Origin of the sequence: Klebsiella sp. 141203 (genome assembly GCF_032601985.1) — a bacterium.
Classification (GTDB): domain Bacteria; phylum Pseudomonadota; class Gammaproteobacteria; order Enterobacterales; family Enterobacteriaceae; genus Klebsiella; species Klebsiella aerogenes.
The window spans coordinates 515,255-535,920 of record NZ_JAQIRL010000002.1 but is presented as its reverse complement, the minus strand read 5'-3'; the positions used below and the strand labels follow the sequence as shown (position 1 = coordinate 535,920).

Annotated in this window: 14 protein-coding genes and 1 pseudogene; 5 read left to right on the top strand and 10 right to left on the bottom strand. The window is 55.1% G+C overall.

Features of this window, described 5'->3' with window-relative positions:
• Window positions 1-9 precede the first annotated feature (9 nt).
• A complete protein-coding gene (locus tag PGR29_RS10190; protein ID WP_316424479.1) occupies window positions 10-1,299 on the bottom strand; it encodes an aromatic amino acid transport family protein in 1,290 nt (429 codons plus the stop codon).
• Window positions 1,300-1,421: 122 nt separating this feature from the next.
• A complete protein-coding gene (gene dpaL, locus PGR29_RS10185) occupies window positions 1,422-2,636 on the bottom strand; it encodes a diaminopropionate ammonia-lyase (protein ID WP_228302372.1) in 1,215 nt (404 codons plus the stop codon).
• Window positions 2,637-3,005: 369 nt separating this feature from the next.
• Here dpaL and PGR29_RS10180 point away from each other — a divergent pair, with 369 nt between their 5' ends.
• From PGR29_RS10180 to PGR29_RS10165, 4 genes are all read left to right on the top strand, one after another.
• Window positions 3,006-3,467: an Lrp/AsnC family transcriptional regulator gene (locus tag PGR29_RS10180; protein WP_045395698.1), complete on the top strand. Its 462-nt coding sequence runs from the start codon at window positions 3,006-3,008 to the stop codon at window positions 3,465-3,467.
• A 174-nt stretch (window positions 3,468-3,641) separates the two neighbouring features.
• Window positions 3,642-5,042: an asparagine--tRNA ligase gene (asnS, locus tag PGR29_RS10175; RefSeq protein WP_047045619.1), complete on the top strand. Its 1,401-nt coding sequence runs from the start codon at window positions 3,642-3,644 to the stop codon at window positions 5,040-5,042.
• A gap of 592 nt (window positions 5,043-5,634) precedes the next feature.
• Window positions 5,635-6,684: a porin OmpK35 gene (ompK35, locus tag PGR29_RS10170; protein ID WP_316424478.1), complete on the top strand. Its 1,050-nt coding sequence runs from the start codon at window positions 5,635-5,637 to the stop codon at window positions 6,682-6,684.
• Between the two features lie 216 nt (window positions 6,685-6,900).
• Window positions 6,901-8,091 carry an amino acid aminotransferase gene (locus tag PGR29_RS10165; protein WP_316424477.1) on the top strand — a complete coding sequence of 397 codons (1,191 nt, stop codon included), beginning with the start codon at window positions 6,901-6,903 and terminating at the stop codon, window positions 8,089-8,091.
• A gap of 67 nt (window positions 8,092-8,158) precedes the next feature.
• Here PGR29_RS10165 and PGR29_RS10160 read toward each other — a convergent pair whose 3' ends face one another.
• The 7 genes and pseudogenes from PGR29_RS10160 to cmoM all read right to left on the bottom strand — a co-directional run bounded on the left by PGR29_RS10160 (window position 8,159) and on the right by cmoM (window position 18,861).
• Window positions 8,159-8,806, bottom strand: a complete 648-nt coding sequence (locus PGR29_RS10160; protein ID WP_015367455.1) for an MBL fold metallo-hydrolase — start codon at window positions 8,804-8,806, stop codon at window positions 8,159-8,161.
• A gap of 13 nt (window positions 8,807-8,819) precedes the next feature.
• Complete coding sequence (locus PGR29_RS10155) at window positions 8,820-9,371, bottom strand: YcbK family protein (protein ID WP_015367456.1); 552 nt, start codon at window positions 9,369-9,371, stop codon at window positions 8,820-8,822.
• 252 nt (window positions 9,372-9,623) lie between these two features.
• Entirely contained in the window at window positions 9,624-11,420 is a 1,797-nt protein-coding gene (gene ldtD, locus PGR29_RS10150; RefSeq protein WP_316424476.1) for a L,D-transpeptidase, read from the bottom strand.
• A gap of 184 nt (window positions 11,421-11,604) precedes the next feature.
• Window positions 11,605-16,053 (bottom strand): chromosome partition protein MukB, encoded by a 4,449-nt coding sequence (mukB, locus tag PGR29_RS10145; RefSeq protein WP_047045610.1) that lies wholly within the window; start codon window positions 16,051-16,053, stop codon window positions 11,605-11,607.
• Window positions 16,053-16,757, bottom strand: a complete 705-nt coding sequence (gene mukE, locus PGR29_RS10140) for a chromosome partition protein MukE (protein WP_015367459.1) — start codon at window positions 16,755-16,757, stop codon at window positions 16,053-16,055. The genes mukB and mukE overlap by 1 nt, the downstream gene beginning before the upstream one ends.
• On the bottom strand, window positions 16,738-18,060 hold the full coding sequence (mukF, locus tag PGR29_RS10135) for a chromosome partition protein MukF (protein ID WP_087858143.1): 1,323 nt from the start codon (window positions 18,058-18,060) through the stop codon (window positions 16,738-16,740). Before mukF ends, mukE begins: the two co-directional genes overlap by 20 nt.
• A pseudogene (gene cmoM, locus PGR29_RS10130) lies at window positions 18,057-18,861 on the bottom strand (tRNA uridine 5-oxyacetic acid(34) methyltransferase CmoM). The gene mukF and the pseudogene cmoM overlap by 4 nt, the downstream one beginning before the upstream one ends.
• A gap of 121 nt (window positions 18,862-18,982) precedes the next feature.
• Here cmoM and elyC point away from each other — a divergent pair.
• Complete coding sequence (elyC, locus tag PGR29_RS10125; protein ID WP_213317005.1) at window positions 18,983-19,762, top strand: envelope biogenesis factor ElyC; 780 nt, start codon at window positions 18,983-18,985, stop codon at window positions 19,760-19,762.
• On the opposite strand, the gene PGR29_RS10120 is transcribed toward elyC, so the two are convergent.
• Complete coding sequence (locus PGR29_RS10120) at window positions 19,739-20,632, bottom strand: YcbJ family phosphotransferase (RefSeq protein WP_316424641.1); 894 nt, start codon at window positions 20,630-20,632, stop codon at window positions 19,739-19,741. The two genes, elyC and PGR29_RS10120, sit on opposite strands and share 24 nt — an antisense overlap.
• Window positions 20,633-20,666: the final 34 nt, after the last annotated feature.

Below are 20,666 nucleotides of genomic sequence, written 5' to 3'. Positions count from 1 at the left end.
TGTTCGGGGTTACTGGAACATGCCGTAAAAAATGGCGGATACGGTAATTAACCCAATCAGGGTGACGAAAACGTTGCTGGCTTTGCCGCGATACGGCGCCAGCACCGGTAACTTATGAATGGCATACATCGGCAACAGCAGTAGAATCGCCGCCCCGGTCGGGCCGCTGATGCACTCGATAATGCCGAGGATGCTTGGGTTCTTATAGGCGGCGAACCAGCAGGTGAGGACCATAAAAACCAGAATAACGGCGTCAACTGCGCGGATAGTCGGTTTTTTCCCCCGCGCGGCGGCGGCCTCGATAATCAGATCGCGCAGCGATTCATAAGCGCCGATATAGTGGCCAAGAAACGATTTCGTAATCGCGACAAACGCAATGATTGGCGATAGCCAGGCAATAATCGGCGTCTCAAACTGGTTGGCGAGGTACGACAGGATCGACAAATTCTGCGCTTTTGCTTCCGCTAACTGCTGCGGCGACAGGCTCAACACGCAGCTGAGAACGAAAAATAGCACCACCACGGTCATTAACAGGATGCCATAGCGCTGGATCTGCGCGCATTTGCGCTCGGCAAGCGCGAGTCCGTAGCGCTGCTTCTGGCGCACGACCATCGGCGAGACGATCGGATAGTGGTTAAACGACATAACCAGCACCGGAAATGTCATCCACAGCGTTAGTAAAATGCCGCGCCCATCGCCCATTGCGCTGAAGTTCACGGTGTGCAAAATCGCGCCGTTCCAGTGCGGGATCAAAAACAGCGCCATAAAAATAAGTGAAATAATGAAGGGATAAACCAGGGTGCTCATCACGCGCATAATCAAACGCTGCCCGAGGCGGACAATAAACATCAGCCCGAGGATCAGCACGATGGACACCACTGCCCGCGGCGGCTCCGCCAGTCCCAACTGATGGCTGATAAAACTCTGCGCTGTATTCGTAATAGCTACCGCATACATAATCAAAATGGTGTACACGGCGAAGAAATAGATAACGGTAAACACCTTCCCCGCTAGCGCGCCAAAATGCTCGCCAATGACATCGGTGATCGTGCTTTCCGGCGTGTTGGAAGAATAAATAAATCGCGCCAGCCCGCGATGCGCCTGATAAGTAATCGGAAAAGCGAGAGCAAAAACGATAAGCAGCGGCCAGAAACCGCCAATCCCGGCGTTAATCGGCAGAAACAACACCCCGGCGCCAATTGCCGTGCCGAACAGGCCAAGCACCCACACGGTATCTTCGCTATGCCACTTTGCGGCATCGCAACATCCTCTTTCTGTCACAGCATTTTCAGTATTCATCGGTCAGGTTCTCTCTATGCATTACGCGAATCCGCGTATGTTTTCGTTATTAGTCAGAACGCATGTCATACCGAGGGCTCGTAGGGTAGGTAAGATGGCCCTCTTGTTATTGCCGATGGCGATTAGCCATTACGGCCAAACCAGACGATGTCTTCATAGACATCTGGTGACGTGTCTCCTTCAGTGCTGATTAACAGGACCTGCGCATCGGCATTCAGGCGCAGCGCTTCGGCAAGTTCTCGGTATTCCGGCTGGGTCATCAGCGCATAAAGCACTCCCGCGCCGATGGCGCCGGATTCGCCGGAGATAAAGGGTTCATCGGTACCTGGCCGCGGCGCGGCCAGCAGGCGCATGCCGTTAGCGGCAAGACAATCATCGGCAGAGATAAAACAACGGGCATGGTCACGCAGCATCGGCCAGCTGGTGATATTGGGTTCGCCGCAAGCAAGGCCGGCCATTAACGTCGCCATGTCGCCGCCGACGCTGTGCGGTTGCCCGTCATTGATGGTTGCCGAACGGTACAGGCAGTTCGCTTTATGGGGTTCAAGGATCACTATCGTCGGCGCATCCTGCTGCATCTTCTCAACGAAATACCCCATAATGCTGCCGGCAAAAGAGCCGACGCCGGCTTGTAAAAACAGATGCGTAGGCATCCTGGCGCCGCTTTGCGCCAACTGCTGCCAGGTTTCAACGGCGAGCGTCATATAACCTTGCATGATCCAGGTAGGGATCTGTTCATAGCCCTGCCAGGCGGTGTCCTGCAGCAGTACCCACCCCTGCTCTTTGGCGGTTTTATCCGCCAGACGGACGGTATCGTCATAATTGAGTTCGGTTATTGTGCACTCAGCACCATGCTGGCGAATATTCTGCGCGCGTACCGGCGAGGAACCTTTAGGCATATAAACAACCGCCCGTAGCCCAAGCTGCTCCGCCGCCCACGCCACGCCGCGGCCGTGGTTGCCATCGGTGGCGGTGACAAACACAATATCTTTAATACGGGCTTTAATTTCTGGTGAATTAAGATCGCTAAAGCTCAAAGTATTAATATCGCGCCCAAGCTGTTCAGCGAGATATTTTCCCATCGCATAAGAACCGCCTAATCCTTTAAAGGCGTTAAGGCCGAAACGCTGCGCTTCATCCTTTATATGCAACGATCCCAGCCCGAGACGCTGGCTTAAATAATCCAACTTGCGCAGCGGCGTTACCCGATAGGCGGGGAATTTTTGATGGAATGCCAGCACTTCGTCGCCAACGTTTTCATTGAGCAGACTGAGGTCCACCCCCTGTTCATACGGCAGATGCCGGGCGTTGAGTTGATATTTAATCGTGTCCGTCATAAATAAACCTTTTATCCATATCGTCGTACGACGATGAATTAATCAACGACCAGCCCGGCCAAATAAAGGGCGCAGGGATCCGCGCGGCCAATAAAGAGATGGTCGAATAAATCGATGTATACCCGTCATACTCCAAGTTGCATGTGCGTTGGCTTTCTGCAACTCGAATTATTTAGGCTATAGAAATAACGTCAGTGGCTTTCTGTAGCGATTTCACGCTTTACCACTGTCTGAGATGGTACACTGCCGCCGATGGTTAAATGGCGCAAAATTGCCCATAGCTTCGCAATTTTCACTCTGATTCACCTCTATCACGCAACAAAGTTGCATACGTGAGGTCGATCACAGGTATTTAGGGCGACAAAGATAATGAAACTGGATAGTTGGGATAAAAAAATTCTCACCCTGCTACAGCGCAACAATCGCCTGTCGCAGCGGGAAATCGCCGATCGCGTCAGTCTTTCCGCTTCAGCGGTCAACCGGCGAATTGCCGCGCTGGAAGAGGCTGGCATCATTAAAGGCAGCGTGAGCGTGGTTGATGCCAGTAAAGTGGGCCGCCCAACCACCATCATGGTGCAGGTTACGATCGAGAATGAACGCCTTGACCTACTTGAAGAGGATAAACAGCGGTTTGTCAGTTGCCCGCAGGTGCAGCAGGTTTATTACGTCACCGGCGACTTCGATTTTCTACTGGTGATCAACGTCCGCGATATGGCGGAATACGAAGCCTTGACCCGTGAGCTCTTCTTTGCCTCGGGGAATATCAAATCCTTCCGCACCATCGTATCGATGCAAAACGCGAAGCAGGAAATGACGGTCATTATCGAATAATTCGCGTAAAAGAGGTAAACGGAAGGTAAAGAACGGCCCCGCGGCTAATTTATTTCCGAAATCCGCCCTCCCATGTGCGAATTCTGCTTGTCTGATGGAAGATGACAGGTAACATAGATATCCCCCCGTTGAAGGGGAAGAGACTTTTTTATTGGACTATATAGAGAGAATATTATGAGCGTTGTGCCTGTAGCCGACGTACTCCAGGGCCGCGTTGCCGTTGACAGCGAAGTCACCGTGCGCGGATGGGTACGTACCCGCCGAGATTCTAAAGCTGGCTTTTCTTTCCTCGCCGTCTATGACGGTTCCTGCTTTGATCCTGTACAGGCCGTTATTAATAATTCTCTGCCCAATTACAATCAGGAAGTATTACGCCTGACCACCGGCTGCTCGGTTATCGTCACCGGCAAAGTCGTGGCCTCCCAGGGTCAGGGCCAGAGCTTTGAAATCCAGGCCTCCAGCGTGGAAGTCACCGGCTGGGTTGAAGATCCGGACACTTACCCGATGGCGGCGAAACGCCACAGCATCGAGTATCTGCGTGAAGTGGCGCACCTGCGTCCGCGCACCAACCTGATTGGCGCGGTAGCGCGCGTACGTCACACCCTGGCGCAGGCGCTGCACCGTTTCTTCGACGAACAGGGTTTCTTCTGGGTATCCACCCCGCTTATCACCGCTTCCGATACCGAAGGCGCCGGTGAAATGTTCCGCGTATCAACGCTGGATCTGGAAAACCTGCCGCGTAACGACCAGGGTAAAGTCGATTTCGATAAAGACTTCTTCGGTAAAGAGTCGTTCCTGACCGTTTCCGGTCAGTTGAACGGTGAGACCTATGCCTGCGCACTGTCCAAAATCTATACTTTCGGCCCAACCTTCCGCGCCGAAAACTCCAACACCAGCCGCCACCTGGCGGAGTTCTGGATGCTGGAGCCAGAAGTTGCCTTCGCGAGCCTCAACGATGTTGCCGGTCTGGCGGAAGCCATGCTGAAGTACGTCTTCAAGGCGGTACTGGAAGAGCGTGCGGATGACATGAAGTTCTTTGCCGAGCGCGTAGATAAGGACGCCATCGACCGTCTGCAGCGTTTTGTCTCTGCTGATTTCGCCCAGGTTGATTACACCGACGCCGTCACTATCCTGGAAAACTGCGGCAAGCAGTTTGAAAACCCGGTGTACTGGGGCGTGGATCTCTCCTCCGAGCATGAGCGTTATCTGGCCGAAGAGCACTTCAAAGCGCCGGTAGTCGTGAAAAACTATCCGAAAGACATTAAGGCGTTCTACATGCGCCTTAACGAAGACGGTAAAACCGTCGCCGCAATGGACGTTCTGGCGCCGGGCATCGGCGAAATCATCGGCGGCTCCCAGCGTGAAGAGCGCCTGGATGTGCTGGACGCGCGTATGGCCGAAATGGGTCTGAATAAAGAAGACTACTGGTGGTATCGCGATCTGCGCCGTTACGGCACCGTACCGCATTCCGGCTTCGGTCTGGGCTTCGAGCGTCTTATCGCCTACGTAACCGGCGTACAGAACGTTCGCGACGTGATTCCTTTCCCACGTACGCCACGTAACGCCACATTCTAATCGCGTTTCGTAAAAACACTGACAAGGTCGGCGCAAGCCGACCTTTTTTTATGTCAATTTTCGTGAACGAATTTCAACAAACTTAAACATCAACCTTCACATTTCGTAATTATGTTACTCACTATTTCCTTACCCTTAGTACGTAGATTTCGCACCTTATGTTAAGACACAAGTGAATACGCTGATTGAATTGGCTATTTTTTAATCACTCTGCGCACGTTATGCAAAAATAGCGCCTGAGCGAAAATGGGACGTAATTGAGTCAAAAATTAATCAAATCTGGCTTTAGCGAAAATATTCATAACTAATTCATATAGATATATATGAGAAGGTGACAATCTTCGCAAAGTGGAACGGAATTTTGATTGAGTTCACAAAGTTCCTAAAAATACATATTTAGTTACATGTTTTTTCTTTTTGTAACCAATTTACGATATTGGTAGCATTTTCCGGCTAGCGAAACGGCACCACCGATGGAAAGATGCCTTCAGACACCAAACTATCTTCAATAGTTCTGTAAATTTTCATTGACGGAATTTATTGCTGGCGGTGGCAAGTGTCATATAAAAAATATTAATGAGGGTAATAAATAATGATGAAGCGCAATATTCTGGCAGTGGTGATCCCTGCCCTGCTGGTAGCCGGTGCGGCCAACGCTGCGGAAATCTATAACAAAAATGGTAACAAACTGGATTTCTACGGAAAAATGGTTGGCGAACATGTCTGGACCACCAATGGTGACACCAGCAGCGACGACACCACCTATGCCCGTATCGGCCTGAAAGGCGAAACCCAGATCAACGACCAGTTGATCGGTTACGGCCAGTGGGAATACAACATGGATGCGTCCAACGTTGAAGGTTCCCAGACCACCAAAACCCGTCTGGCCTTCGCCGGTCTGAAAGCGGGCGAATATGGTTCATTCGATTACGGCCGTAACTACGGCGCCATCTACGACGTCGAATCCGCAACCGATATGCTGGTTGAGTGGGGCGGCGACGGCTGGAACTACACTGATAACTACATGACCGGCCGTACCAACGGCGTGGCCACCTACCGTAACTCAGACTTCTTCGGTCTGGTGGACGGCCTGAGCTTCGCGCTTCAGTATCAGGGCAAAAACGATCACGACCGCGTTATTCGTAAACAGAATGGCGACGGTTTCAGCACCGCGGCAACCTACGCGTTTGATAACGGTATCGCGCTGTCCGCAGGTTATGCTAACTCCAACCGCAGCGCCGACCAGAAGCGTGACGGTAACGGTAACAAAGCTGAAGCATGGGCAACCTCTGCTAAGTACGATGCTAACAACATCTACGCCGCTGTCATGTACTCCCAGACTTACAACATGACGCCGGAAGAAGATAACTACTTCGCGGGCAAAACTCAGAACTTCGAAGCCGTGGTTCAGTATCAGTTCGATTTCGGTCTGCGTCCGTCCCTCGGCTACGTGCAGACGAAAGGTAAAAACCTGCAGGCTCGCGGCGGCTTCGGCGGCGGCGATGCTGACCTGGTTAAATACATTGAACTGGGTACCTGGTACTACTTCAACAAAAACATGAACGTGTACGCGGCGTACAAGTTCAACCAGCTGGACGACAATTCCTATACTCGTGAAGCTGGCGTCGCCACCGACGACTAGGCTGCGGTTGGTATCGTTTACCAGTTCTAATCTGTAGTACACCCCTTCGTGATATGCCTAAAAAGCAGGACTTCGGTCCTGCTTTTCTGCGTTACTAAGACGAAGATCGTAACTTGCAAAAACCTTCTCGCTTTTTGTCGCAAACGGTTGGCAATTTGTAAATCTACCGTTACCCTGATAGCGGATTTCCCTCAGTAATCACAATGGAACCTCGTCATGTTTGAGAACATTACAGCCGCCCCTGCCGACCCTATTCTGGGCCTGGCCGATCTGTTTCGTGCCGATGACCGCCCAGGCAAAATTAACCTCGGAATTGGTGTTTACAAAGATGAGACAGGTAAAACACCTGTTCTGACCAGCGTAAAAAAAGCCGAGCAATATCTGCTGGAAAATGAAACCACCAAAAACTACCTCGGTATTGATGGTATTCCGGAGTTTGGTCGCTGCACTCAGGAGCTGCTGTTCGGTAAAGGAAGCGCAATTATCAGCGATAAGCGCGCCCGTACCGCCCAAACCCCAGGCGGCACCGGCGGCCTGCGCGTAGCGGCTGATTTCCTTGCCAAAAACACCGACGTTAAACGGGTATGGGTAAGCAACCCAAGCTGGCCGAACCATAAAAGCGTTTTCGGCGCAGCCGGGCTGGAAGTGCGTGAATACGCTTACTACGATGCCGCTAACCACCAGCTTGATTTCGACGGTCTGCTGGCCAGCCTGAACGAAGCGCAGGCGGGCGACGTTGTGCTGTACCACGGCTGCTGCCACAACCCAACCGGTATCGATCCGACGCTGGAGCAGTGGCAGCAGCTGGCGCAAATGTCCGCCGAAAAAGGCTGGCTGCCGCTGTTTGACTTCGCCTACCAGGGCTTCGCCCGCGGTCTGGAAGAAGACGCTGAAGGCCTGCGCGCCTTTGCCGCACTGCATAAAGAGCTACTGGTCGCCAGTTCTTACTCAAAAAACTTCGGCCTGTATAACGAGCGCGTTGGCGCCTGTACGCTGGTTGCCGCCGATCAAGACACCGTCGATCGCGCGTTCAGCCAGATGAAAGCGGTTATCCGCGCCAACTACTCTAACCCGCCGGCGCACGGCGCCTCGGTGGTGGCGACAATTCTCAGCAACGACGCGCTGCGCGCCATCTGGGAACAAGAACTCACCGATATGCGCCAGCGTATTCAGCGCATGCGCTTACTGTTTGTGAATACTCTGCAGGAAAAAGGCGCCAGCCGCGACTTTACCTTCATCACCAAACAGAATGGGATGTTCTCGTTTAGCGGCCTGACCAAAGAGCAGGTACTGCGTCTGCGTGAAGAGTTCGCTATTTATGCGGTCGCGTCCGGGCGTATCAACGTTGCCGGCATGACGCCTGATAATATGGCGCCGCTGTGCGAAGCCATCGTCGCGGTGCTGTAATTCTCAGCCCTGACGCATAAGAAAAAGGCCGCAAACGCGGCCTTTTTTACTTCCTTGAGGTCAGGTATTACCAGACCGGCATTTCATCCTGCAGGAACGGATTATGCAGGCGCTCATATCCCAGCGTCGACAACGGGCCATGACCGGGGATAAACGTCACGTCGTCGCCCAACGGCAGCAGTTTACGTTTAATCGCATCAATCAGTTGTCCATGGTCGCCGCGCGGGAAGTCGCTGCGCCCTACTCCGCCTTTGAAAATCACATCGCCGGAAATCAGCAGACGAGAGGCATCGTCAAAGAAAACCACGTGCCCCGGCGTATGGCCAGGACAGTGCAATACCTGCAAAGCGATATTGCCGACGGTCACCACATCGCCTTCATTCAGCCAGCGGTCCGGTTGCAACGGCTGACACTCATCCAGCCCGAACATGCGGCTTTGCGCCGGCAATCCTTCCAGCCAGAACTCATCTTCTTTTTCCGGTCCAATAATTGGCACACCGTAATGTTGCGCCAGCTCGGCTGCCGCGCCGACGTGATCCAGGTGACCATGCGTCAACAGGATCTGCATCAGGCTGACGCCTGCCGCCGCCACTTCTTCCTTGATGCGCTCGGCATCGCCGCCAGGATCGACCAGAGCGGCAAGCCGGGTTTGTTCACACCAAATTAAAGAACAGTTTTGGGCGAACGCCGTGACCGGAATAATACGATAGTTCATGATGCTCCTTTCGTTACCAGTGCCGTACCGGACCGGTATCAATATGCACAAAGTTGCTACGTGGGTAGTATCCTACACCACCTGAGCGCATAGATAACGCCGCTTTGCGAATATTGCTTAAGGCAACGCCTTCAATGTGGAAATCCATCGCCTGGCCTTTGGTGTGATAGCTGTGTTTCGCTACACCACGGCTTCGTGCGCGAAGTTCATCGTTGGTATCGACGGAGCGATAACCGGAGATGAGCTGGACAGGCTTGTTGGTGCCGAGTAGTCCCTGCAGGCGGTAAAGCTGATCGAACAATCCTGGGTCAATAGACTTAATTTTGTTCGCGCGGAAATCACGGAAAAAGTGGTTAAGTCTTGCTAATTCATCCTGAATATAGCCTCTACCATCGAAAAACTCCGCCTTGAGTGATTCACCGGTGTGCAGGTTATTCAGCGTCAAAATACGCGGTCGGGGGGTCGAGAGGGTGGCAAATGCCGGCGCAGGGAGAATGGCGGCAGCACCGAGGGCAGCGCCACCCAACGCCAGCAATCTGCGGCGATTAGCGTCAAATTTGTCCATGATAATCAGGTCTACAGGTAAATGAATCGTAATATACTTTTCCGCTAAAACATTTTTGGCTGGGTCGTATTGACCGCCGCAATACATTTTTGCGGATTATATGTATATGCACTTCTGGCGCACGAAAGGCACCTTACCGGGCATTATTGCCAACGTCAAGGCAGCCTCACCCCAGGAAATACGGGCCTTGTAGACGACCAGGGCCCGATTTCGTTCAGTGCTAGGACAACATTTTTCGCAGAACTACTTCATTTACCTGATTAATTGTTCCGCTTTTGGCAGAATTTGTGCGCTGGATCGCGCGGTGAGATCGTAATTGTAAATATCTGTTCGATATTGTGTACGTCCATCAGCGCCAACAAAGGCGGTCAAATAATATAAATTAACCGGAATATTTTGCCGAATATTGACGTAGCGCGTATCCCCCTGCTTCAGCGCGTCGGAAATGCGTGAATCATTCCAGCCAGCATCCTGCAAAAGCATATTCGCCAGTTCAGAGGCTTTATTGACGCGAACGCAGCCCGAGCTCAACGCGCGAACATCTTTCTGGAACAGATTGTGGTTCGGCGTATCGTGGAGATAAATAGCATCCGAGCTTGGCATATTGAACTTATAACGTCCCAGCGAGTTGCGCGCGCCCGGCGCCTGCTGGAAACGGAACGGTAGATTCTTCTCGGTGATGGTAGACCAATCGACGCCATACGGATCGATAGCTTCTTTGCTGTTCCAGCCGCGCATCAACGTATAACCATGCTGTTCCAGATAGCCTGGATTGTTGCGCACCTTCGGCAGAATATCTTTGCGCGCCAGCGTCGGCGGCACGTTCCACGGCGGGTTGACTACCACGTTGTTCAACGCGCTGCTCATCATCGGCGTTTTACGATCCGGACGACCGACAATGACTCTCGATGCCAGCACCTGACTGCCGTCCTGGTAATAGACCAGCGAGAACGCCGGAATATTGACCATGATGCCGGTGGACAATTTACTCGGTAACAAACGCAGACGCTGGATATTCAGCGCCAGTACGCCGGCACGCTGCGCCGAAGAAACGTTCAGCCAGTCGCGGGTGGACTGGCCGATGACGCCATCAGCGCCCAGCCCTTGCCAGGCCTGAAAGCGCTTCACGCCTTCTACCAGTTGGCGATCGTAAACGCCGCGCGCGGCAGGTTTTGCTTTCGATTTCGGTTTCGCCGATGGGCTTACCACATCGCCCGGTAGGGCGATTTTCGCCGAATCATCCAGCATGCCGGTACGCTGCAGAATTTCACGCAGGGCGCCAATATCGTTGCTCCACTCGCCCGGACGCAGCGAGGCATTACTGGTCAGCTGCGGCCACGGACGGTTATCCGCCACCAGCGTCAACAGCGCCTGATGCATTGCTTCATATTGTGAATGTTGTGGCGCCAGTCCGGCAATAAACTGCGGTAGCGAACCGTTATCCAGCGCCAGCTGCCACTGGTTAATCACCGACAGCGGCGGCGTCGCCATTTTGTACGGCGTTGAGCCATACAGCCAACGGTTCCCCTGCATCGGAATACCGCTAATAAAATGCAGATATCCCATCATGGCGTCGGAGAGTACGACATCGCGAGCCATGCCGCTGATGGACGGGTCCGTGAGTAAGCTTACCCATGTGGTGAACTGCGGCTGGAAGCCGGCGATAGCGACCTCTGCCAGCTGCTGCTGGAAGGCCTGTACCGCATCGCGGTTCTCCCACATTGGCTTCATGTCGCGGGCGGCGTATAGCGCCACCAGCGGGTTGATATAAACCGGGTGATAACCCGACGGCAGCATGGCCTCGATTTCAGCGCGGCTTTTCGCCACCGCATCCGCCGCCAGCGGCTGCTCGCCGGCCATTTGCGCGACCGCAGCGGACTGACCATCGTTTTGTACCAATGCCGACGAAAGATCGCCCACCGTCGCGGAGCTGTCGGTGGGTATAACTTCAGGCTCTGCGGCCTGAACATTGAACAGTGGAGCAAATGCAAAAGCCAGGCTCAAGCTGAGCACCGACAATTGTCGACCATACCGTTTCTTTAGCAACATCCCTTGCCCCCTGTTAACACATTGCTGCCCGCCTAATGGGGCTTATTCTCAGTATATAAAGGCGAAAACGCTTTTGCCTTACCAAATGTAAAGAAGTTTAAAGGCTATACCCTGTTAGCGTACTGTACAGAAAAACAAAAAGGGCGACAAATTGTCACCCTTTTTCCTATTAATCGACGCCCTTTCAGGAGGCGTCAGCGGTTCCAGGCAGCGCTTCCGGTACCGGCGCGGCAAAACCGCGCAGGCCGACAACGTGTACATGTTCGTGATTATTGAACACTTTACGCACCAGTTTATAAGTAGTGCCTTTTTCCGGGCTGATATTTTCCGGGGCCGCGATAATCAGCTGCATCTCCAGACGTTCACACAGTTCGAACAGCGTAGCGATAGAGCGGGCATCAAGACGCGCTGCTTCATCGAGGAACAGCAGACGGCAAGGCGAGATATCCTTCCCGCGCAGACGACGGGATTCATCTTCCCAGCTCTGCACCACCATCACCAAAATCGACATCCCGGTACCGATCGCTTCACCGGTCGACAGCGCGCCGGACTCTGCGCGTAGCCAGCCGTCTGAACCACGGTTAACTTCCACTTCCATCTCCAGATAGTTGCGGTAGTCGAGCAGTTCCTCGCCGATGGTTTGCGGCGTACGTTGCCCCATATCAATCTGCGGGTTCAGGCGTTGATACAGTTTTGCCAGCGCTTCCGAGAAGGTAAGACGATTGCTGTTAAACAGATCCTGATGCTGCTCATGCTGTTCAGACAGTACATCAAGCAGCGTCGAGTGGGTCTCGCGCACGTTGACGTTCAGACGCACGCTGTTGACCTGACCGAACGATACGCTCTGCAGCCCCTGGTTGAGCATGCGAATACGGTTCTGTTCACGCTGGATGGTCTTGCGAATGATATTCGCCACGCTGCGGGAGCTGATCGCCAGCTTCTGTTCACGGTTGGTTAGCTCTTCGGTCAGACGGCTGAGTTCGATTTCCATCTGCTCGATCGCTTCTACCGGATCATCGGTGCGAATAATATCCTGGCGGATTCGCTCGCGCAGATGCTGATAAACGGCAACGAAGAACTGAATTTTGCGCTCCGGACGTTTCGGATCTTCCGAAATACGCAGGACGTCGCGCAGGTGTTCGTTATCGGCGACCGCCAGACGCAGCGCGCCCAGCGCCTTATCCGACATCGAACGCAGTTCGTCGGCGGAGAGATAGGCCAGCTCGCGGCGGTGAAGACGACGTTCCACGCCGTTGTCTTTCACCAGACGCATCACCGCGCACCATCCCGCTTTAGCGCTCACTACCTGCTCGCGCATTTCGCAGTAATCGCGCTCCAGCTTGCGCAGTTTGCGGGTCAGATTGTCCATCTCCGCTTCGCAGAAGGTCAACGCTTTCTCCAGCTGATTACGGCGGGAGCGGTTGTTGCTCAGCTGCATATGCAGTTCATCACGACGCGCACGCGCACGCTCTTCCGCGCCGGCATCGGCGCGCACGCCGATATCCTGCAGCTCTTTATACAGATCGTTGAGCAGCTCTTTCTTGGTGTCATACGAGCTTTTCAGCGACGCCAGCACCTGGTTGTACTGGTTCAACTGCGCAACGTGGCTACGCATTGCTTCGCGAGCGCGGCTACGCTCGGATTCTGCTTGTTGCAGGCGCTGGCGCAGCTTCTCGTTGAGATCGCTATTGCCGCTGAGCATCTCCGCCGAGTCAGAATAGCTGAAGTGGGCGCGACGCTGCACGACTTCCGCCAGCGCGAAAGCCTGCTGGCGCGCATCGCGCTGGATTTGCTGCGAATAGGCGTAATCTTCTTTCAGCTGCTCGAACTGCTCCGGGTCGCTCTGCAGTACCGAGACGATCGGTTCCAGTTTCGCCAGCTGATTGCCATGCTGCTGGATAAAGCGCGCCGCTTCCTGCGCTTCGTCCAGACGCTCCTGGATTTCATCTACGCGATCGGCCAGCGTCTCATCGGCCAGCAGATTCAGGCGCGGCAGCAGGCGGTTAAGCGCCGACACGCCCTCTTTCGCCTGCTCGTACTGGACGCGGTTCTGTTGGTTATCGCTTTCATGCGCATTCAGCGCGCGCTCGAGTTCTCCGCGGCGGCTGTTGAGTTTGCGGATCTCTTCTTCCGGGTCGTCATCAAAGGCAACCGCCAGATGGCTACCGATGAAGCGGCTGAAGGCCTGATGCAGGCGCTGCGTTTTCTGCACGTCAAACGACAGCGTAGCAAAACGCTCGGAGAGACTTTCACGCTCGGCGTGCAGCGTTTCGATGCGGTTTTCACGGGCGGCGCGGCCAAACAGCGGCAGCGTCGGGAAGCGCGAATAGCGCCACTGGCGGTCGGCAATTTTCACTACCACCGCCTTTTCCAGCTCATCGACGCTGAAAACGCTGTCATCGAAGGACTGCGGATCGCCTTCGATCAGATACAGGTCTTCCGGGCAATCTTCCAGCCCTTCGAGCTGCTCCGCCACCTGTGACAGATCCGGAACCACGATCGCATGGCGCGATGGGCCATAAAGCGCGGAGAAGTACGGGGCATCTTCGAGGCTAACGTCGTCGTAGATTTCCGACAACAGCACGCCGCCGAAGCGCTCCGCCAGCGCGTTCAGACGCGGGTCTTCAGAACCGCCCGGCTGGCTGAGACGCTCGATTTCTTCGTCGATGGCGCGCTTGCGGGCGCCGACTTCATCACGCTCAACAATTGCTTCGCGCTCGCGCTCCAGCAGTTGCTGCAGGTATTCGGTGACATCCTGGCTTGATTCAAACTGCTCGCCGCTCTGCTCGCACAGCTGGTTGAGGCTGTTTTGCGCCGCCAGCCAAATCGGCGCCCGGCGCATCAGCGTCTGGGTACGCGACTGCAGCTGTTCCAGCTCCTGACGCAGAGCCATGCGCTGTTCCTGAGCGTTAGAAACGCTATCGGCTAACGAAGCGATACGCGCTTCCAGCTCCTGATGCAGCGTTTCCAAATCGTCGATATCGTAGCGTTTGCCCTGGCGCTTACAGAACTCGGCCAGCTGGCGCTCGGCGTCCTGTTGTTCACGCAGACGCTGTTCCAGCTCGTTGAGACGGCTACGCAGCCCATGAGCCTGCTCCGCCAGGTGGCGCTGGTTGACGCCGTCGCGTAATAATTCACGCGCCACATCCCAGGCTTCATTACGCGCCAGCGGACCGTTGATCGCCGCAACAAGCTGATACGCTTGTTCAAACTGGCTGTGCGCGGTTTGCGCCACGCTCATTTTCTGTTCCAGCGACAGCATTTTTTCCGTCGCTTCCAGCTCTTTCGCCTGGAAAGTTTCCAGCCATTCGTCGGCGCTGTCGGCGGTTAAATCCGGCAGGTGACACAGCGCACGCGCGCGTTCCAGCGCCTGTAGCGCCTGATTGTATTGAATGGCGCGAGTCTGCTGCACGTCGAGCGCCTGCTGGTAATCGGCGAGCTGGCTTTTCAGCTCATCCACTTCCAGTTCGGCGGCCTCGGCGCGGGCTTCGTTTTCTTCCTGCTGGTCGGCGGCTTCCGCCACCACTTCATTTTGCTCTTCCAGACGAATCTGCAGTTCGTCGAGATCCGCCTCGTAGCGCTCGATTTTTTCTTGCTGACGCAGGGCGGTTTGTACCAGGTTCAGGTGATCGCTGGCGGCCTGATAATCAGCTTCCAGATCGCCTTCTGCGCCGTTGTGTTCCTGCAGCTCGCGCGCCATATCGACATGTTTGTACTGCTCTGCCGCCAGCTGCGAACGCGAGGTAAAGAGCTCGCGACGGTACTCCAGCGCTTTATCCAGATGGATTCGCCGCTCGTTGGCGTGGCGCATGTAGTCCGCCGCCACGTAGTTGGTGGCTTCGCTGATAAGGTGCTTAAACAGATCGCGATCGGACTGAGTAACGCGAATCGCTTCCAGGGTCATACGGTTTTCACGCAGCGCCGCTTCCATATCCTGGAACGCCTTACGCACGCCGCTGTTCTCCGGCAGCAGGTAATCGCGCAGGGAGCGGGTAATGGTGCTGGAGATCCCGCCGTACAGCGAGGCCTCAATCAGGCGGTAGTATTTGCTACGATCGGATGCTGAACGCAGACGACGCGCTACCACGCCCAAATCAAACATCAGCGAGTGATATTCGGTAATCGAGTTAAACTGTTTGAATTGCACCCCTTCCATGGCGTCGAGCTTGTCTTTCAGCTCGTTGAGGCTCACGACGCGCGCCTGGCGCTCGTTGAGCGTTTCGGTCAACAGTTGGGTCGGCTGGATCGAAGTTGGCAATCCCTGGATGGCAAATGGCTTAATATCGACTTTACGATCGCGCCCGGCAACCTGCTGCAGACGTACCCCGACGACCACGCGCTGGTGGCGTGAGTTGATCACATCGAGCACCGAGTAACAGACCCCAGCGCGCAGTTTACCGTGCAGGCCTTTATCGCGCGAACCGCTGGTGGCGCCCGCTTCGGTGGTGTTACGGAAGTGCAGCAGGGTTAAATCCGGGATCAGCGCCGTGACGAAAGCCGCCATGGTGGTGGATTTACCTGCGCCGTTGCCCCCGGAAAGGGTGGTTACCAGCTCATCAAGATCGAAGGTCCGGGCAAAAAAACCGTTCCAGTTAACCAGCGTCAGCGAGCGAAACTTACCGCGTTCAATCATTATTCTTCCTCCCCGCTATCCGGCTGATTCTCTTCATTCTCATCATTGAGCTGCAGGTGATTCTCCAGCGCCATCGCTTCACCGTCGCGGATCATGCGCAGCTGCGCTTCGCGCGGATCGTCGCCAACGCGCACGTCAGCGCCAAAGCGGAACACCGATTCGGTGATGCGGAATTTACTGCTGTCGTGGCCCATAAACCACACCATGCCGAGGCGGCGCAGGCGGTTGAGGGACGCGCGCATTTTTTCCTGCAGCTTCTGGCGGTCGAGGTCGGAACCGGTGGAACGGTTGTTCACCAGCTTCAGTAATTTACTTTCGTCCGCCAGCGTCAGCAGCTCATCGTAGAGCTCCTGCTGGGTGAAGATGCCTTCATTAGCCAGACGTTCGGGGCTGAGATAGAGGTAGCAAAGAATTTTGCCGACCATCATATCCAGCTCTGACAATACCGAGCGCGGGATCAAGGTCGTGGAGCGCGGGCGCAGGTAGAAGAACCCCTCCGGCGCGCGGATCAGCTCAACGTTGTAGCGAGCGTAAAACTCTTCCAGGTAATCCTGAAAATCCATCAAAAATGCGTGATTATCCAGCTCATCGAGGCCAATGTGACGGCCTGCGCGCAGGGCGCTATCCAGCGCCGGAAATAACGGATTGGCCAACGCCTGCGCCAGCTTAGCTGGCATCACTTGTTCAATATTTGTCAATGACATGCGCCTGTACCTTGGCTCCGTAATCATTAATCGGCTGCCATTTTGCCGGCAGTCCGGTGAAATCTGCCTGGGCGACGCCCAGCTGTACCGCCTGGTCAACGACGATTCGCGCGACGTCAAAGTGACGCGCGCGCGGATACTGCGCCAGGAACTCTCGCGCCACCAGGCCGAGATCCAGCGGCATACCCTTCTCTTTGTAAACCACCAGCTGCGCTTCAATCAGCGCGGCCAGCTGCTCGCGAATTTCGTTGAACTCTTCGAATTCGAGGTCTGCCGGCAGCTCGCCGGTGACTTCTTCATCGCGCAGCGCCATCTCTTCATCGCGCATATCCAGCAAACGGTCGGCGCTAGCGTAGGTCAGTGCCCACGGAGCATCGAAGTAGGTTTGCACCGACTGACGCAAACGCTGGGCGAAAACGCGGTTTTTATCCATATCGATGGCGGTACGGATAAATTTATGTACGTGACGATCGTAACCGATCCACAGGTCAATAGCCTGTTGGCCCCAGCTGACGATACGGTCGAGCTTGCTTTGCAGGTCGAACACCAGACGGTCGACAAAATGCAGATCGTCGCGCGCGATGGTGGCGTCCTGGATACGCAGCAGGTTGGCCTGCAGCTTGTCGCCCGCCGCATCCAGGGTATCCTGCAATTCGCGCAGGGTGCCGGAGGTTTCGGACAGCAGCAGTTCACAGCTGGAAATCGCCGCGCGCCAGTCTTTGTTCAGCAACTGGGCGATATCATCTTTCACCTGCTGCTGCTGCTCATCCATGATGCGTTGAGTCAGATCGATACTATCGAAGATTTCCGCCACCGAATATTTCAGCGGCGCAAAAACGTTGCGATGCCAGTGGAATTCATCGCCGCCCTCATCCGCGGAATCTGCAGCCCGCTTCAGTTCGCCGGCCACAATCGACAGCTGCATCGACAAACGCAGGGTAGAAAATTCGCGCTGGCGAATGTAGTAGTCGGTAATGCCGATACCTAACGGCGTCAGGCGGTAGATCGCATTCCCTTCCGTTATTTCGCTGGTAAAGCGGTTCAGCAGACGCTGGCGCACCATATCGTTGATGGCGTTATTGGCGCGCTGGCTGATGGTTTCGCTGGTCTGCTCAAACGCATCACTAACGTGGCGGAACGCGTCCACCAGTTCTCCCTCGGTCATTTCCCCTTCCAGCCGCTCGCCGTTCAGCGTGGCGACAGCCAGCAGAAAAGAGAGTCTGTCGACCGGCAGCGAGATGGAAAAATCATTTTTCCTGGCCCAGGCAACCAGTTCGGGGACTGTCTGGGAAAATTCACTCATAGTTTATCCTTGCATCTGCGGCTGTGCGCCTGGATCTTTCTTAAGCGCGGTGACATGAATATAGCGGCCCAGGCTGATATACGGCTCCTGGCGACAGTAGCGCGTTTCCAGCTCCAGCAGCGCCGCAAAGCTGTCATGCTGTTTACGTTTCTCACGCAGATAATCATGAAACACCCGCACGCCGGTTTTACCGGTTATCTGCCAACCGAGATCTTCCAGCCAACCGTAAACCTGCTGCGGATCGCGCGGATAATCCGGCGATAGCGTGCGTTTTTTCTTTTTCGGCATGCCAATTTGCACGTAGTCGAAGTTTCCGGCGACCATATTGTGCATCAGCAGGCCGTTAGCATTGTAGAACATTAACGACAGCGCGCCGCCCGGACGCAATACCGACCACAGCGTGCGCAACATTTCCTGCGGTTCCGCGACCCACTCAAGCACCGCATGAAACAGTATCAGATCGACGGGGCTTTCCAAATGCTGAGCAATATCCTGCGCCGCGCATTGTACAAAATGCATGTTGTCGATCACACCTTTATCGCGGGCCGCCTGCTGAGCGCGAGCCACCATTTCGGCGGAAAGATCGCATAGCGTGACGTGGTGGCCTAATTCCGCGACGCGGATCGCCGTTTGCCCTTCGCCGCCGCCGGCATCCAGCACCCGCAACGGCCCAGGCCCCATCTGCGTTAGCAGCGGTTCCAGATCCTGCCAAAGGATCGCCTGGCGCAGTTGGCCCTTGGTGGTGCCATAAATATTGCGCGAAAACTTTTCAGCGATGTCATCAAAATTGCGATCCTGCACGGACGACTCCACAAGCCAACACAAAACCGCTATTTTGTCATACCCACGGCGATAATGAAGCGATCTGTTATAAGATCCACGCAGAACTTTGCTTATATGGTTAAAAAAGGAACCATTTGGGATGCTTTTCACACTGAAAAAGGTATTGGGCGGCATGATGCTGCCGCTTCCTCTGCTGTTATTGCTGATGGCGATCGGCATCATCCTGCTATGGCGCAGCCGTTTTCAGAAAACCGGCAAAGCGCTGGTTACTCTGAGCTGGCTGTTGCTGGCGCTATTAAGCCTGCAGCCGGTGGCTGACGGGTTGTTAAAACCGATCGAGAAAAGCTACCCGACCTGGCGCGGCGGCAAATCCGTTGAGTATATTGTGGTGCTGGGCGGCGGTTATACCTGGAATCCACAGTGGGCGCCAAGCTCGAACCTGATCAACAACAGTCTGCCGCGGCTGGCTGAGGGGATACGCCTGTGGCGGGAAAACCCAGGCGCGAAAATGATCTTTACCGGCGCGGCGGCTAAAACCAACCCGGTTAGTACCGCCGAGGCGGGGGCGCGCGTCGCCGAAAGCCTCGGCGTACCGCGTAGCGCGATTATCGTCCTTGACCGACCAAAAGATACCGAACAGGAAGCGGCTGAAGTCAAAAAAGCCATCGGCGCGGCGCCATTCCTGCTGGTGACGTCCGCCTCGCACCTGCCGCGAGCGATGATATTTTTCCGCCATGCCGGACTGAATCCGTTACCGGCGCCTGCCAACCAGCTGGCGGTGGAATCGGCGCTTAACCCCTGGGAGCGCGCCCTGCCGTCACCGTATTGGCTGATGCACAGCGAACGCGCGATTTACGAGACCCTGGGACGAAGCTGGCAGTGGCTGAAGGGAGCGTCAGGCGATCCAGGGCAGGATTGATTTCGCGGCAAGCGAGAAACGGGCGCGATCGAAGCGCCCGGTATTCACCAGACTTTCGACTTCATCCCATAGCTGATACAGCCAACGCCGCCAGACGAAAGACTCCGCGACCGGCGCCCGCTGCAGGTAGCGCCAGAGTAACTGCTCCCCTAACCCGCCGTCGGCGAGGCGGAACAGTTCGTACTCGCGCGGCGCCCACAGCATCATCCCCGGACCGACCATCGCCAGCAGCTGATCGCTGCGCGCGTCTTTGAGCATACTACGTAGCGTAAAGCAGCCATGAACCAGCACGCAGTTATCGCTAAAATCACTAAACAGCTGCGGCAGGCTCTCACGACTGCGGAATAAAATGCGCTTATCCTGCATCGTCAGCCCGGTGTCGTGATAGAGGTTGAGCGTGCTCCACAGCATTTCTACCCGCTGGCGATACCAGTGAGGCCAGAGGTTTTCCTGAGTGCTATCGACCATTCCCACACAGCCGCCGCTATCGTGGCGATGCCACGTCAGTAACCCTTCGACAATCTGATCCTGCAACTGCTCCCACCGCTCGGGCGTACGCGCCGGCGCTTCCACTGAAACGCCGCGTAACCGTTCAATCAGCAATACGTCAGGTCCAGGATGTTCTTCATGCGTCATGACGCCGTATACCACCGGCATACGAACGGTGCCGCTACGGGCAAGCAGCGAAATTTTCCACGCCAGCTGGCGCGCTACGCCGGGCGTAGTAAAGCTTTTCGCCAACAGCGGCATTGGGTTTCCCTGCGCATCATACAGCGACCATAGCGCTGACGAGGGTTTCTCGCTAACGCACTCCACGCGGCTTAGCTTCTCGCCAAGCAGGTGGCTCAGTTCGGCTCGCAACTGTTCCATCATAGATACCCTCATGAAAACTACTGTTTTCATA